The 16,100-nt window shown below is 58.2% G+C and carries 13 protein-coding genes; 5 read left to right on the top strand and 8 right to left on the bottom strand.

What is annotated here, in order from left to right:
- Positions 1-15 precede the first annotated feature (15 nt).
- Positions 16-402 (top strand): FMN-binding protein, encoded by a 387-nt coding sequence (locus ACGHUK_RS12290; RefSeq protein ID WP_390574444.1) that lies wholly within the window; start codon positions 16-18, stop codon positions 400-402.
- Positions 403-478: 76 nt separating this feature from the next.
- Positions 479-1,930: an aminoacyl-histidine dipeptidase gene (locus tag ACGHUK_RS12285; protein ID WP_390574443.1), complete on the top strand. Its 1,452-nt coding sequence runs from the start codon at positions 479-481 to the stop codon at positions 1,928-1,930.
- A 188-nt stretch (positions 1,931-2,118) separates the two neighbouring features.
- Here ACGHUK_RS12285 and ACGHUK_RS12280 read toward each other — a convergent pair whose 3' ends face one another.
- A complete protein-coding gene (locus ACGHUK_RS12280; protein WP_337679198.1) occupies positions 2,119-3,216 on the bottom strand; it encodes a dipeptide epimerase in 1,098 nt (365 codons plus the stop codon).
- A gap of 134 nt (positions 3,217-3,350) precedes the next feature.
- Between ACGHUK_RS12280 and ACGHUK_RS12275 the strand changes: the two genes are divergently transcribed.
- Positions 3,351-4,625, top strand: coding sequence for a DUF819 domain-containing protein (locus ACGHUK_RS12275; protein WP_390574442.1), 1,275 nt, complete (start codon positions 3,351-3,353; stop codon positions 4,623-4,625).
- On the opposite strand, the gene ACGHUK_RS12270 is transcribed toward ACGHUK_RS12275, so the two are convergent.
- From ACGHUK_RS12270 to ACGHUK_RS12245, 6 genes are all read right to left on the bottom strand, one after another.
- Positions 4,558-5,271, bottom strand: a complete 714-nt coding sequence (locus ACGHUK_RS12270) for an ABC transporter ATP-binding protein (protein WP_005942657.1) — start codon at positions 5,269-5,271, stop codon at positions 4,558-4,560. The two genes, ACGHUK_RS12275 and ACGHUK_RS12270, sit on opposite strands and share 68 nt — an antisense overlap.
- Positions 5,272-5,274: 3 nt before the next feature.
- Positions 5,275-6,114, bottom strand: a complete 840-nt coding sequence (locus ACGHUK_RS12265) for an ABC transporter ATP-binding protein (protein ID WP_097777223.1) — start codon at positions 6,112-6,114, stop codon at positions 5,275-5,277.
- Complete coding sequence (locus ACGHUK_RS12260; RefSeq protein WP_097777224.1) at positions 6,107-7,132, bottom strand: branched-chain amino acid ABC transporter permease; 1,026 nt, start codon at positions 7,130-7,132, stop codon at positions 6,107-6,109. The genes ACGHUK_RS12265 and ACGHUK_RS12260 overlap by 8 nt, the downstream gene beginning before the upstream one ends.
- A gap of 13 nt (positions 7,133-7,145) precedes the next feature.
- A complete protein-coding gene (locus ACGHUK_RS12255; RefSeq protein WP_223388612.1) occupies positions 7,146-8,024 on the bottom strand; it encodes a branched-chain amino acid ABC transporter permease in 879 nt (292 codons plus the stop codon).
- A gap of 171 nt (positions 8,025-8,195) precedes the next feature.
- On the bottom strand, positions 8,196-9,413 hold the full coding sequence (locus ACGHUK_RS12250) for an ABC transporter substrate-binding protein (protein WP_097781300.1): 1,218 nt from the start codon (positions 9,411-9,413) through the stop codon (positions 8,196-8,198).
- A gap of 266 nt (positions 9,414-9,679) precedes the next feature.
- Positions 9,680-11,101, bottom strand: coding sequence for an MATE family efflux transporter (locus ACGHUK_RS12245; protein WP_390574441.1), 1,422 nt, complete (start codon positions 11,099-11,101; stop codon positions 9,680-9,682).
- A gap of 387 nt (positions 11,102-11,488) precedes the next feature.
- Between ACGHUK_RS12245 and eno the strand changes: the two genes are divergently transcribed.
- Both eno and asnA read left to right on the top strand, forming a co-directional pair.
- Complete coding sequence (gene eno, locus ACGHUK_RS12240; protein ID WP_390574440.1) at positions 11,489-12,787, top strand: phosphopyruvate hydratase; 1,299 nt, start codon at positions 11,489-11,491, stop codon at positions 12,785-12,787.
- A gap of 443 nt (positions 12,788-13,230) precedes the next feature.
- Positions 13,231-14,244, top strand: a complete 1,014-nt coding sequence (gene asnA / locus ACGHUK_RS12235) for an aspartate--ammonia ligase (protein WP_005942692.1) — start codon at positions 13,231-13,233, stop codon at positions 14,242-14,244.
- A gap of 251 nt (positions 14,245-14,495) precedes the next feature.
- Here asnA and ACGHUK_RS12230 read toward each other — a convergent pair whose 3' ends face one another.
- Positions 14,496-16,061, bottom strand: a complete 1,566-nt coding sequence (locus ACGHUK_RS12230) for an MFS transporter (protein ID WP_390574439.1) — start codon at positions 16,059-16,061, stop codon at positions 14,496-14,498.
- Positions 16,062-16,100: the final 39 nt, after the last annotated feature.

The raw sequence follows: 16,100 nt of genomic DNA, 5'->3' as shown, positions 1-16,100 counted from the left end.
AGCATTTGATCTTTTATGAAGAAACTCACCCGGAATGTTATCATCATGGCTGTTGTCACTGTCATTATGGCAGTTGTGCTCGGCCTGTACATCAAGTACACCGGCACTGTGCCCGCTGCCGACAACGCCGCCAGCCTGACGGATGGCATCTATACGTCCAGCGCTCAGGGCTGCCTGAGTGATGTGACCGTCACCGTCACCGTCACCGGCGGCCGGGTGACCGGTGTGGAGATCGATGCATCCGGCGAGACTCCCGAACTGGGCGGCACCGCTGCTGAAACTCTGGCAGACCAGCTGACCAAGGCCGGTTCCACCAGCGGTGTGGACGCTGTTGCCGGTGCTACCATGACCAGCGACGCTGTGTTCACCGCCATGGACAACTGCCTGAGTCAGGCAGAGTAAAGACCCGAAAGACCGGCATGGCTCACAGCTCTGCCGGTCTTCTTTCTTAAAATACAGCACAAGGAGAGGGAACATTATGGGCGTATTATCCAATCTGGAACCAGCTTCGGTTTTTTATTACTTTGAGGAGATCTGCGGCATTCCGCACACCTCCCACCACGAAAAGGCACTGAGCGACTACTGCGTGCAGTTCGCCAAGGCCCACGGCCTTGCCTGCCGTCAGGACGAGATGGGCAATGTGCTCATCAAGGCACCGGCCACACCCGGATACGAGAAGGAGCCGGGCCTGATCCTGCAGGGCCATCTGGACATGGTGGGCGACAAGACCGCCGACTGCCCGCTGGATCTTGAGAAGGATGCCATCCATCCGGTCGTAGACGGCGGCTATGTGTGCGCCGAGGGCACGACCCTTGGCGGCGACGATGGCATTGCCGTGGCCTATGCGCTGGCTGTTCTGGACGCAAAGGACATTCCCCACCCTGCGCTGGAGGTCGTGCTGACCGTCTGCGAGGAGGTGGGCCTGCTGGGTGCATCTGCCATGGATTTTTCCGACCTTGAGGGCCGGATTCTGGTGAACATCGACTCCGAGGAAGAAGGAGTGCTGACCGCAGGCTGTGCAGGCGGACGCCGCGTTGAATGCCATCTGCCCATTGCCCGTGTTCCTGTGACCGGCACCGCCGTAAAGGCGGATGTGACCGGCCTTGTGGGCGGACACTCCGGCACCGAGATCCACAAGGGCCGTGCCAACGCCATTGCCCTGCTGGGCCGCTGGCTGACACTGCTGACCGAAAATGGCGTGGACTACGCCGCTCTGGCACTGTCCGGCGGCGCAAAGGAGAATGTCATTCCCAAAGAAAGCAGCATCACGCTGGTGCTGCCCGCAGGCATCACCGAGGGCGTGCACACTGCTGCCGCTCAGTTCGCCGCACAGATGCAGGCCGAATACGGCACGGCAGACCCCGCCATCTGCCTGCAGCTCACCGAGGAGGGCTGCGGCGAATACGATGCACTGGATGCGAACTCCGCCGAGCGTCTGCGCAAAGCCCTGCTGCTGATGCCCTGGGGTGTGCAGAGCATGAGCATGGATGTGCCGGGCCTTGTGGAGACCTCGCTGAATCTGGGCGTTGCCGAGATGGACGAGCAGGAAGCCATTCTGCGCTTTTCCATCCGCAGCTCGATGCCTTCGGCCAAGGAGCTGCTGTGCTGCAAGGTACAGACCCTGACCGAGCTGCTGGGCGGCAGCGTGCGGTTCCACGGCGACTATCCCGCTTGGACCTACGCCCGCGAAAGCGCCCTGCGCGACCGCTGCGTTGCTGTGTACGAGGCGCAGTACGGCGAAAAGCCCCAGATCGTTGCCATTCATGCGGGCCTGGAATGCGGTATCCTCTCGGGCAAGATCGACGGGCTGGACTGCATCTCCTTTGGCCCGAACCTGCTGCATGTCCACACCCCCAACGAGCGCGCCGACATTGCATCGGTGGCCCGTGTGTGGGAATACCTGAAGGCTATTCTGGCTTACAAAGCATAACGGCCCAAAACACAAAACGGCACCTGCGGAACTGGCAGGTGCCGTTTTTGCATAACTCCCTCAGGCACGGCTCACGCCGCGCCAGCTCCCTCAATGAGGGAGCCTCCGGCGAAAAGATAAAGTTTTCCGCTCGGCCAAAGCCTCCCTCCTTGAGGGAGGTGGCATTATGAAGCAATGACGGAAGGAGTTTAGTCCAAATACTTGATCTTGCCCGGCTCAATGCCCTTGATGCCAAGGCCCGGCTCGTTGGAAACCGTGATCTCCTTTTCGTTGAACACGGCACCGCCGAGGATGGGGTCCTCACTGCACAGCACGGGGCCGTCCAGATCCACGCGGGTGATGATCTGCTTTGCGCAGGCCAGATGCACGGCGGCATTCACGCTGATCTTGGCTTCCAGCATACAGCCGATCATGCACTCCACGCCGTACACCTCGGCAGCGGATGCGATCTTGAGGGCGTTGTACAGGCCGCCGCACTTCATCAGCTTGATGTTCACGAGGTCTGCGGCGCCCATCTGCATGATGGTCAGTGCGTCCTGCGGGGAGAACACGCTCTCGTCGGCCAGCACCGGCACATAGGAGCGCTCGGTAACATACTTCAGGCCTTCAAAGTCGTGGGCCTTGACCGGCTGCTCCACGAATTCAAGATCAAGGCCCTTCTCCTGCATTCCGTTCAGGATGCGCACGGCTTCCTTGGGGGTCCAGCCCTGATTTGCGTCGATGCGGATGCAGGTCTCCTTGGGCACAGCACCGCGGATGGCGCTCAGGCGTGCAATATCCTTTTCCGGCTCCTTGCCCACCTTGACCTTCAGGCAGTCGTAGCCGCGGTCGATGGCGTTCAGGGCATCGCGCACCATCTCTTCGGGGTCGTTGACGCTGATGGTGATGTCGGTGACGATGGACTTCTTTGCGCCGCCCATCAGCTTGTACACAGGGATTTTGTACAGCTGGCCGTACAGATCCCACAGGGCCATATCCACAGCAGCCTTGGCGCTGGTGTTCTTCTGGATGCAGGCATTCAGTGCGATCATCAGGTCTTCAAAGTCGTCCACATCGCGGCCGATGATGGTCTTTGCGATATGGTCGCGGATGGCACCGATGATGGCACCGGTGGTGTCGCCGGTGATCACACCGGTGGGAGGTGCCTCACCATAACCCACAGCGCCGGTGTCGGTGTGGATCTCTACGATCACATCCTCCACGCTGCTGACCGAGCGCAGAGCCGTCTTAAAAGGCACGCGCAGCGGCACGGAGATCAGACCGAGACGTACTTCCGTGATTTTCATGCAAAAACCTACCCCTTTCGATAAAAAAATATTGCCAGATTATGAAATCTATGGTAGTATTGTATACGAAATTGTCGATATTGTAAAGACAATTGTCCGCAAAAAATTGCACAAAAAGAAAGGGGATTGGGTTCATGATCACAAACGGTTTCACCTACATCGCCGTGCTGGTGTTCATTGCCGCACTGCTGGTGTGGCTGCAACGCTACACGAAGTCGAAATTCTTCGACTATGCACCACCTATCGTTCTGCTGTACCTCATTACCATGATTCTCTGCACGCTGGGTGCATGGGACATGGAGGCCACCAAGCCTGCCTACTCCGTGCTGAAAAACAACCTGCTGTATGCAATGATCTTCCTGATGCTGCTGCGCTGCGACATCCGCAAGATCATCAAGCTGGGTCCCAAGATGCTGGGCGGCTTCTTTGCCGCTTCCGTCTCCATCTCGTTGGCCTTCATTGCCACCTTCGCCATCATGAAGGGGCCCCTTGGCTCCGAAGCATGGAAGGCACTGGGCGCTCTGTGCGGCAGCTGGATGGGCGGCTCCGGCAACATGATCGCCGTGCAGGCTGCGCTGGACATCGGCGAAGCTGACATGGCCTACGCACTGGTGGTGGACTCCATCGACTACTCCATCTGGGTCATGTTCCTGCTGTGGGCCATCAATCTGGCTCCCAAGTTCAACAAGTGGGTCAAGGCCGACACCACCACGCTGGACGAAGTGTCCCGCCGTCTGGAAGAGGACGCAAAGGGCAACGAGGACAAGGCCAGCTTTGTCAACCTGATCTTCCTGCTGGGTCTGGCTCTGGTGATCTCCGCCTTCGGTCAGGACATCGGCGCAGCCCTGAACGGCGCAATGCCCTTCCTGGACAAGGCCACCTGGACCGTCCTGCTCATCACGCTGTCCGGCCTGATCGGCGCTGTCACCCCCGTGGGCCGCATGGCAGGCAGCACCGAGCTGTCCAACCTGCTGCTGTACTCCGTGGTGGCATTGCTTGCCTCCCGCGCAAGCTTCCTGGAGCTGACCGATGCACCCGCATGGATCCTGGCAGGCTTTATGATCCTGGCCATCCACGGCATCATTCTGGTGCTGCTGGCAAAGATCTTCCATCTGGATATGTTCACCTGCGGTGTTGCATCTCTGGCAAACATCGGCGGTTCCGCATCCGCTCCCATTCTGGCTGGTGCCTGTTGGCGTTCTGATGGCTCTGATGGGCTACGTCATTGGCACGGCAGGCGGCCTGATTACCGCAAATATCATGGCTCTGCTGGCATAACAAATACTGCAAAAAAGGGGCTGTTGCATGTGCAACAGCCCCTTTTCTTATACGATTTTTTGCTTAGCCGCCCAGATATGCACTGCGCACGCGCTCGTTGGTCAGCAGTTCGGCACCAGTGCCCTCCATGACCACACGGCCCGTCTCAAGGACGTAGGCACGGTCTGCCACAGAAAGAGCCATCTGTGCGTTCTGCTCCACCAGCAGGATGGTCATGCCTTCCTTGTGCACGTTCTGGATGATGTCGAAGATCTCCTGCACCAGCAGCGGCGAAAGGCCCATGGAAGGCTCGTCCAGCATCAGCATGGAAGCGTTGCTCATCAGTGCACGGCCCATAGCCAGCATCTGCTGCTCGCCGCCGGACATGGTACCGGCCAGCTGCTTGCGGCGCTCCTTCAGGCGGGGGAACAGCTCAAACACCTTTTCCTTGTTGGGTGCAATGGTGGAAGCAGGCTGGGTGTATGCACCCATGTCCAGATTTTCTTCCACGGTCATGTGCAGGAACACATGACGGCCTTCCGGCACATGGGCAAGGCCTGCTTCCACGATCTTGTGGGCGCGCATGCCCTTGATGCTGCTGCCCTTGTACAGGATGTCGCCGGTCTTGGGCTTCAGCAGGCCGGAAATGGTCTTCAGGGTGGTGGATTTTCCAGCACCGTTGGCACCGATCAGGGTGACGATCTCGCCCTGATCCACCTCGAAGGAGATGTCCTTGACGGCGTGGATGTTGCCGTAATAGACGTTGATGTTATCAACTTTCAGTAACGTATCAGCCATGGCTTAGCCCTCCTTCTTGCCCAGATAGGCTTCGATGACCTGCGGGTTGTTGCGGATCTCATCCGGCGTGCCCTTGGCGATGATGCGGCCGAAGTTCAGCACGGCAATGCCCTCGCAGATGCCCATGACCAGGCTCATATCATGCTCGATCAGCAGCACGGCGATGTTGAACTCGTCGCGGATGCGGCGGATGGTCTCGGTTAGTTCTGCAGTCTCGGAGGGATTCATACCGGCAGCAGGCTCGTCCAGCAGCAGCAGCTTCGGGCTGGTGGCCAGTGCACGCATGATCTCCAGACGGCGCTGTGCGCCGTAGGGCAGGCTGCCTGCCTGCACATTGGCGAGGTCTGCCATGTGGAAGATATCCAGCAGCTCCAGAGCACGCTCGGTGCACTTCTTCTCTTCCTTCCAGTAGTTGGGCAGGCGGATCAGGGAGGAGGCCAGATTGTACTTCATGGACTCGTGCAGGCCCACCTTGATGTTATCGATGACGCTCAGTTCCTTGAACAGGCGGATGTTCTGGAAGGTACGGGCCACGCCCATGCGGTTGACCTGATAGGTCTTTTTGCCGGCGGTGGGCATACCATCGATCAGGATGGAGCCGCGGGTGGGCTGGTAGACGTTGGTCAGCAGGTTGAACACGGTGGTCTTACCGGCACCGTTGGGGCCGATCAGACCGGTGATCTCGTTGCGGCCGATCATCAGGTTGAAGCCATCCACGGCGGTCAGACCGCCGAAGTCGATGCCCAGCTCACGCACGTCCAGAATGGGCTTTTTGTCCTTGTCGCGGTCGGTCAAAAAGCCGCCGGAGGGCACACTGTGTAACTTGGTCTGGAACTCACTCATGGTCTGCACCCTCCTTTGCTTTCTTCTGGAACAGTTCGCCGTTCATGATCTTTTCCACAATGCGGCTCATGGAGAAGTCGTAGCTGCCAAGCAGGCCGCCCGGACGGAAGATCATCATGAGGACCAGCACCAGCGAGTAGACTACCATGCGGTAGCTGTCAAAGCTGCGGGTCGCCTCGGGCAGGATGGTAAGCACGGTCGCGGACAGGATAGAGCCCAGCATGGAGCCCATGCCGCCCAGAACCACCATGACCAGAATTTCGATGGACTTCATGAAGCCGAAGGTGGAGGGGTCCAGAACGCCCAGATAGCAGGCGTACAGGCCGCCGGCCAGACCGGCAAAGGCGGCGGAGAATGCAAAGGCCATGACCTTATAATAAGTAGTCTGGATGCCGCAGCTTTCGGCAGCGATCTCGTTATCGCGGATGGCCAGCACGGCACGGCCGTGGCGGCTCTTCATCATGGCGTGGATGGCAAAGCAGGTAATGACCACGCAGATGAACACATTGGCGAAGTTAGAATACTTGGGGATGTTCTTCAGGCCCTTGGCACCGTAGAACAGCTTGAAGCCCAGCACATCATCGATGTTGTTCAGGGTGATGCGGATGATCTCGCCAAAGCCCAGCGTCAGGATGGCCAGATAATCACCGGTCAGGCGCAGAGCAGGAATGCCGATCAGCACGCCGAACAGGCCCGCCACGATGCAGGCCAGCACCAGACCCACGACAAAAGCGACACCGGAGGGCAGATTGCTGTATTTCGTGAACAGGGCGCAGGTGTAAGCACCCACGGCCATGAAACCGGCGTGGCCCAGCGGCAGCTGGCCCAGATAACCGGTGGCAACGTTCAGCGAGACAGCCAGAATGATGTTGATGCCCACGGTGAGAAGCACCTTGTTCTGGTAGGTGGACAGCACGTTCTGGGTGAGGAAGGACAGGCCCACGAACAGCAGAGCCACCAGCACGGCGTTCATCAGGTAGCGCACGGGCATTTTGAGCGTTTTGCGTTTGGTATTCATCTTCATGCCCTCCTTACACCTTTTCCTGAACCTTGCGGCCAAGGAAGCCGGTGGGCTTGACCAGCAGCACGATGATCAGGATCGCAAACGTGACGGCATCCTTCCATGCGGAAAGGCCGATGGCGGAAACAAAGCACTCACACAGGCCGATGGCGATGCCGCCGATCATGGCACCGGGGATGGAGCCGATGCCGCCCAGAACGGCTGCAACGAAGGCCTTCAGGCCAAGCATGGAGCCCATGGTGGGGGTCGCCTGCGGGTAGCTGCAGCAGTACAGCACCGAGCCGATACCGGCCAGTGCGGAGCCCACCGCAAAGGTAAAGGAAATGGTGCTGTTGACGTTAATGCCCATCAGGCGGGCAGCGTCCATATCCTCAGACACGGCACGCATGGCCTTGCCGAGCTTGGTCTTCTGCACAAGGAAGGTGAGCACCAGCATGGACAGCACCGTGACCAGCAGGGTGATGACAGAGGTGAGGCCCAGCGGCACAGAGCCGATGCGGAAGGTCTGGTTGGTGTAGTAGGCCGGAATGACCTTTGCACCGGAACCAAGGATCAGCTCTGCAGTGTACTCCAGGAAGAAGGACACGCCGATTGCCGTGATCAGCAGGGAGATACGGGGTGCGCTGCGCAGCGGGGTGTAGGCGATCTTCTCGATCACAACGCCCAGCAGCGTGCAGGTGATGATGGTGGCGCACACAGCAGTGACCGGGCCAAGGCCCAGCTGATTCATCACGAACCAGGACATGTACGCACCAACCATAATGACATCGCCATGGGCAAAGTTCAGCAGCAGGATGATGCCGTACACCATGCTGTAACCCAGTGCGATCAGTGCATAGATGCTGCCAAGGGACAAGCCGTTGATCAGCTGGCTAAAAAACACTGTCATGGACTGATACTTCCTTTCTTTGCGGCGTTTGCACGCCTTTTGGGGAATGCACTTTTTTACCAAAAAAGCGGAGACGGCCGAGCAAAACCTGTTCCGGCGGTCTCCGCAATGGGTCTTTTATTTCTGAGTGCTGCCTTTATGCCGCACACCGGTGCGCAGAATCAAAGCAGATCAGAACATTTCCTTCAGAACGGGGGTTGCACCGTCGAAGCACAGGATAGCGGTCTGCTTGACGGGGTTGTGGTGCTCATCGAAGGTGAAGGTGCCGGTGATGCCATCGATGGTGCCGCCTGCGATAGCATCGATGACGGCCTGCTTATAGTCGTCATCACCGGCAGCCAGACCGGCATCCTCAGCAGCCTGAATGCCATAGACAACGGTCATGGCAGCATCGTAGCCCAGAGGAGCGAAGCCGTTGGGGTACTCCTCACCGTACTCAGCCTTGTAGGCATCCTCAAAGTCGGGGTTGGAGCCCTTTGCGTAGTTTGCGCAGAAGTAGGCATCCTTCAGCTGGTCGGCAGTTGCGTAGCCTTCCAGACCATCCCAGCCGTCGCCGCCCAGGAAGGGAACTGCCAGACCGATGCTCTCAGCCTGAGCCAGGATCTGACCGACTTCCTGATAGTAGTTGGGGCAGAACACCACTTCGGGAGCCTTGCCCAGAATGGTGGTCAGCTGGGTCTTGTAGTCCACATCGCCCTCAGAGTAGGTCTCCTGATCGACGATGGTGCCGCCCAGGCTCTCGAACTCGTTGACGAAGTTCTCTGCCAGACCCTCGTTGTAGTCAGCGCCCTTCTGGAAGATGACGGCTGCCTTGGTGTAGCCCAACCGCTGGTAAGCGTAGTCAGCCATCTTGATGCCCTGGAACGGGTCGGTGAAGGTTGCGCGGAACACATTCTCGTTCACGGTGTCGGTCTCGGCATCGTAGGTGACAGCCTCAGCGGTAGCGGAAGCGGTGACCATGGGCATGTTGTAGTCTGCGCTCTCGGCAGCAAGTGCCAGAGTCGGGGTGGTGGTAACATCGCCCACCAGAGCGGTGATGCCCTGATCGCACATCTTGGTGAAGCAGGTAACAGCCTGAGTTGCATCGCCCTGCTCATCCATGGCGATGATCTCCAGCTGCTTGCCGTTGATGCCGCCCTTTTCGTTTACCTGCTTCAGGTACAGGGTAGCGCCGTTGACAACGGCCTGACCGTAAACGGAAACATCACCGGTCAGAGGTCCAAGAACGCCCACCTTGATGGTGTCGCCGGAAGCAGCGGCACCAGAAGCTGCGGTAGAGGCGGAAGCAGCAGTGCTGTTGGAAGAACCGCCGCATGCAGTCAGAACGCCGGCTGCAGCAACAACACCTGCAGCGGCCAGGAAATTACGACGAGAAATCATCTTTTTCATAGTGAATATCCTCCTTAGGAGCATTCGTGCTTCAGTATAAAAACGGAAGCAAGGCCCTCTTTCCCTCAAAGCGACCTTGCTTCGTTATCAATATTATAGACCTGTGAGCCAAAATCCGCAATTCACAAACCGTCCATACTTTCAGGGGCATTTTGTGGACTTTGTCGCCAAAATAGCCAAAAGCAATGGGTCTGTTTTGTGCACTATTTCAATTGTTTCATTTTGTTTGTGTGTCAGGTGAACACAATTCACAAGTTGCAAAAGGGTTACAGGGTCTCCATTTCAGCATCTGCGGCGAACTCGGCCTCTGCACGTGCCTCGGCAGCTTTGCCCTCTGCTTCCGCTTTGGCCAGAGACTCTGCAAGGACCTTGCGGATGGCGGTGAAGTAGAACACCAGCGACAGGCCGGTGCCGATGCACCAGCCCACGGGCCATGCCATCCAGATGCCCGTGCTGCCCAGAGCAGTGCTGCTCAGCACAATGGCGATGCCCACGCGCAGGATCAGGTCGGAGAAGGTGGCGATCATAAAGCGCACCATCATGCCGCAGCCGCGCAGGATGCCGTCAGTGACCAGCTTGAGCGACACCACAAAGTAGAAGGGAGACAGGATGCGCAGGAACAGCATACCGGTGTCGATGGCCGGACCCTGCGGGTCATTCATGAACAGCAGCAGCAGGAAACGGCCGAAGAAGAAGTACAGGAGCACGATGGGCACGCAGATGATCCACACCAGATTGCGGCCTGCGCCAAAGCCCTTGTGCACACGGTCCATCTTGCCCGCGCCCATGTTCTGGGAGGTGTAGTTGGAGATGCCGTTGCCCAGCGTGGTAAAGGAAGTGATGACCATGTTGTTCAGCTTGACGGCTGCAGAGTAGCCTGCAATGACGCTGGCACCAAAGGTGTTGATGACGCTCTGCAGGATGATGTTGCCCACAGAGACGAAGCTCTGCTGCAGGATGCTGGGAATGGCCACCACGGCCACCTTGCCCAGCATGTTCCAGGAGAAGAGCACCACCTTGTGGGTGGACTTGAAGGCACCGATGCGGCGGAACACCACCACCATGGCCAGCACGCAGCTCACACCCTGACACAGGAAGGTGGCCCATGCCACACCGGCTACGCCCATCTTGAGACCGGCCACGAACAGGATGTCCACGCCGATGTTGGACAGGGACGAGACTGCCAGAAAATAGAAGGGCGTTTTGCTGTCGCCCAGAGCGGAGAAGATGCCGGTGGCGATGTTGTAGAAGAACATGAAGGGCAGGCCCAGCACGTAGATATCCAGATACAGCGAAGAATCCGCAAGGATCTCCTCCGGGGTGTTGATGAGCTCCAGCAGGCTGTGGCAGCCCACAAGGCCGATCAGCATCAGCACGGCGCACAGCACGGCAGAGCCGATCAGGGAAGTGTAGACCGAAGTCTTCATCTCATCGTAGTCCTTTGCGCCAAAGTAGCGGGACACGATGACCGAGCAGCCAATGTTGCAGCCAAAGGCAAATGCAATGAAGATCAGGGTGATCTCGTAGCTGTTGCCCACAGCAGCCAGTGCATTCTCGCCGATGAACTTGCCTGCAACAAGGCTGTCGGCAATGTTGTACAGCTGCTGGAAGATGATGCTGCCGAACATGGGCAGGCAGAACTGCCACAAAACCTGTGACGGCTTGCCGACCGTCAGATCCTTATTCATATAGAAAATCCTCCTCTATCTACCATAAAGAAACATATTAGAACCAAAAACAGTATAGAGTCATCCTGACAAAAAGTAAAGAAAAATTTTAGTATATCTGCCATATGAAATTAATATGATAGGCATGACGCATCCCCGCTGCTGCCAGTGGGCAGACTGTAAAGACCAGCTGTTTCCTGCTTTGCCGGAATGTTCTGCCCCATCAGCTGCCTTTTTTGCCCCTTAAAAAGTTTACATCCGCAAACATGCGCGTCGGCTCTTGCACCGGGCCGGAAAGCGTGGTAGGATACTATTGGTTAGTTAGACATAACTATCATAATTGGCCGTCACCCGTCTGCCCGCCCCGGGCAGCACAGGGAAGGAAATGATATTCAGGAGGTTTTCGAGATGAACTATCTGGAAATTGAATCTGTTGTAGGCCGCGAGATCCTGGACTCCCGCGGCAACCCCACCGTGGAAGCTGAGATCACGCTGGCCGACGGCACTGTGGCACGCGGCTGCGCACCTTCCGGCGCATCCACTGGTGAGTTTGAAGCTCTGGAGCTGCGGGACGGCGACAAGGGCCGCTATCTGGGCAAGGGCGTGACCAAGGCTGTTGAGAACATCAACACCGTCATTGCTGATGCTGTTGTGGGCATGGATGCCTCCGACATCTACGCCATCGACGCTGCCATGATCAAGGCCGACGGCACCAAAGATAAATCCAATCTGGGCGCAAACGCCATTCTGGCCGTGTCCATTGCCGCCTGCCGTGCAGCCGCTGCTTCTCTGGATATGCCGCTGTACCGCTTTCTGGGCGGTGTGAACGGCAACCGCCTGCCCGTGCCCATGATGAACATTCTGAACGGCGGCGCACACGCCACCAACACCGTGGATACGCAGGAGTTCATGATCATGCCGGTGGGTGCACCCTCCTTCAAAGAGGCGCTGCGCTGGTGCGCTGAGGTGTTCCATGCCCTGGCTTCCATCCTGAAGGCCAAGGGGCTGGCTACCTCCGTGGGCGATGAGGGCGGCTTTGCCCCCAACCTGTCCAGCGACGAGGAGACCATTGAGACCATTCTGGCCGCCATCGAAAAGGCCGGTTACGTGCCCGGCAAGGACTTCATGCTGGCTATGGATGCCGCGTCCTCCGAGTGGAAGAGCCCCAAGGGCAAGGGCTTCTACAAGCTGCCCAAGGCCGGCACCGAGTTCACCTCCAGCGAGCTGATCGCACACTGGAAGAGTCTGGTGGAAAAGTACCCCATCATCTCCATCGAGGACGGCCTGGATGAAGAGGACTGGGAAGGCTGGCAGGAGATGACCCGCGAGTTGGGCGGCAAGGTCCAGCTGGTGGGCGACGACCTCTTTGTGACCAACACCGAGCGTCTGGCCAAGGGCATCGGGCTGGGTGCAGGCAACACGATCCTGATCAAGCTGAACCAGATCGGTTCTGTTTCCGAGACGCTGGAGGCCATCAAGATGGCCCACAAGGCCGGTTACACCGCCATCAGCTCTCACCGCTCCGGCGAGACCGAGGACACCACCATTGCCGATCTGGCCGTGGCTCTGAACACCTGCCAGATCAAGACCGGTGCTCCCAGCCGTACCGAGCGTGTTGCAAAGTACAACCAGCTGCTGCGCATTGAGGAGCAGCTGGGCGGCAGCGCCGTTTACCCCGGCATGGCAGCTTTCAACGTAAAGCGCTGAAGCTGTTGAAAAACAATTGCTCTTCCGGCACCCGTACTGCTTTTGCAGCGGCACGGGTGCCGTTTTGTTTTCTCCCAATTTTTTCCTGCAATCCGCTGCTCTGCCCAGCCGTATTCCATGCATGCCGGGCATTTTGACCCGAAATTGCAAAAAAAGGAGCAAAACATTCATGTTATCTACTCTGATCTCTCTGTACAAGCTGCTGGGCACCGGCGATTTTGTAAAAGTGCTGCTGATCCTGCTGAAGGGGCTTTTCGGCTGATGCAAAGCCGCCCTTCTCACTGCGGAAACGGGACTGCCTTACCGGCGGTCTCTTTTTTTGCCTTCTCACTTTACTTTCTTAAAAAAATATGCCATAATGAAACCAGTATTTTCCGGTTTAAAAGCCGTGCCCTGTACTGGGAAATCAGGGCCAGAATCCAACAGAAGAGGGGTATTTTGTTATGAGCAAAACCATCATCCCGGCAAACTATACGCCCGCGCTGAACCTGTACGACACGCAGCGCGCCATTGGTACGGTCAAGCGTCTGTTTGCCGACACCCTGTGCGCCACACTGAACCTGTACCGCGTGTCTGCTCCGCTGTTTCTGGAAGCATCCACCGGTCTGAACGACGACCTGAACGGTGTCGAGCGCAAAGTTACCTTTGATATCAAGGAAAGCGGCATTGAGGCACAGGTGGTGCAGTCACTGGCAAAGTGGAAGCGCAAGGCCCTGAAGGACTACGATTTCCGTGTGGGCAAGGGCCTGTACTGCGATATGAACGCGATCCGCCGTGACGAAGATCTGGACAACCTGCACTCGATCTATGTGGACCAGTGGGACTGGGAAAAGGTGATCCGTCTGGAAGACCGCAACGAGGCTTACCTCAAGAGCGTGGTGCGCTCCATCGTGTCCGCTGTCTGCGCCACCGAGATGAACCTGCACGCCATGTTCCCCCAGCTGCAGGAGCTGCCGCTGCACAGCCCCAACGTCACCTTCATCACCACGCAGGAGCTGGAGGACCAGTACCCGGACCTGACCCCGAAGGAGCGTGAGAACGCCTTTGTGAAGGAGCACGGCACCACCTTCCTGATGAAGATCGGCGCTCCGCTGAAGAGCGGTAAGCCCCATGACGGCCGTGCCCCCGACTATGACGACTGGGATCTGAACGGCGATCTGCTGTTCTGGAACGACCCGCTGCAGTGCAGCTATGAGCTGAGCAGCATGGGCATCCGCGTCAGCCCTGAAAGCATGGACAAGCAGCTGACCATGGCCGGCTGCGATGACCGCCGTGCCCTGCCCTTCCACAAGGCCGTGCTGAACGGTGAGCTGCCCTACTCCATCGGCGGCGGCATCGGCCAGAGCCGTCTGTGCATGCTGCTGCTGGGCAGCGCCCACATTGGCGAAGTGCAGGCCAGCGTTTGGGACGCAGCCACCCGCGAAGCCTGCGCCAAGGCAGGCATCCCGCTGCTGTAAGCAGATTTTCCACACAAAGATTCAAAAGGCAGGATACCACCCTCATGGTGGTACCCTGCCTTTGTTCGTTTTTTGCCTGTATCCGGGGAGAAATAGTTCGAGTCCTATACCACCACCAAACAAAAAATCCCCAGACGAATGTCTGAGGATTTTTGTGGTGGAGAATTAGGAACTCGAACGCCAGCCCCCCTGCGTGGGCAGCAGCGTGCCGCTTGCGCCGGTGAGATCAGTATTCAGTTCCATACAGCGTCTCAGCTCCGGTATTCCGCCGGCAGCTGATCCATGGTCTGCCACTTGTCCATGGCTTCTTCCAGCTTCATGCCCTTAGCCACTGCATCGCGGCGGCAGGCGTTGACAGCCTGGATCTCCTTCATCTTGGCACCGGTCAGGGTGTAGCCCTTCATGGCGATGAGGGTAGCCGCCCATGCCACCATGGGGATGATGCAGAACAGCACGATGACCACCCAGTTCATGCCCGGGGTGTAGGGGTCATACTGGGTGGGCAGGCTCTGCAGGCCCACAAAGCTGACCGCAATGCCCACAACGGTAGCGGACAGGCTGGACACCAGCTTGTCCACCAGACTGAACAGGGTGCCCATGATGCCGGGGATATACTTGCCGCTGCGGTAGGTCTCGTAGTCGGAGCAGTCGGCCACCATGGGGATGGGCATATCGGCGGTGGCGTAGTAAGCACCGTAGCCGATGCCGAAGAAAGCGATGAACAGGATGGTGTACAGGTTGATGGAAAGGCCGTTCTCGCCCAGAATGGACAGGGTGAAGGCATCGCCGCGGCCCCAGAGCAGCAGCAGCACCAGCACGCCCACATAGCACACCAGCGCCACGCTGACGTACTTCATCAGGCTGGCCTTCTGGCCCTCCTTCTGGCTGGTGCGGACGGTGAGCAGGAAGAAGGGCACGCTGCACACATAGCCCAGCACCATCATGGGCAGATACAGGCCGTCGTAGTTGCCCATCATGCAGCCGTACAGCATGCACAGCACGGTGGTGTTGGTGGCGATGGAAAGTGCCAGCTTGCAGCCTGCACCGGCCACCATCAGCCGCTGCATGGGATCATTGTTTTTGATGATCTGGATGTACTCGCTCACTTTGATCTTCTCGGTCTTTTCACCGCCGATGCCAAAGTACTTGGGCTGGTCCTTCTCCCAGATGCCGATGACAGCCAGCAGGGTGAGCAGGATGGAGATGACGATGCCCACCGGAGCCAGCGTGCGGAAGAACCCGGCGGAAGCGTAGCCGCCCTCATAGTTCTTGGCAAGGATGGGGGCAAAGAACTGCATGGCACCCATGCCCAGCAGGCTGCCCACCGTGTTGAAGATGGTGAACAGGGGACGCTGCTTGGGGTCATTGGTCAGCACGGTCTGGCCGGAGCGGGTGCAGCTGGTCTGGAAGGTGTAGCCGATGACCCACACGGCATACAGGGCAACGAACGCAGCGTAGCGCAGCCCCATGGCACTGGCGGGGATGAGCGGGGTGAGGCAGTACAGCACCAGAATGCTTGCCGCCATGATGAGGTTGCCGATGACCATGAAGGGCCGGAACTTGCCGAACCTGCCGTTGGTGCGGTCCATGAGGGCACCAATGATGGGGTCGGTGACGGCATCGAACAGGCGCATGCCGGTGACCATCACCGAAGCAAACAGCATGCTCAGGGCCAGCACTTTGCTGCCGAAGGTCGCGATGTAGGAAAGCACCAGCACATAGTACACGTTGGTCGCGCCGTTGTTCAGCGGAAACAGCACCAGCTGGTAGGTTTTGGCGCGGTTCACACTCGACGCCGTTGTTTTTTGTTCGCCCATTGCGGTCTCTCCTTTTGTCTTTGATAAAAAGCGGCAGCC

It is taken from the genome of Faecalibacterium sp. i25-0019-C1, assembly GCF_042854225.1.
GTDB lineage: Bacteria > Bacillota > Clostridia > Oscillospirales > Ruminococcaceae > Faecalibacterium > Faecalibacterium taiwanense.
This window is presented reverse-complemented; position numbering and strand designations above follow the sequence as displayed.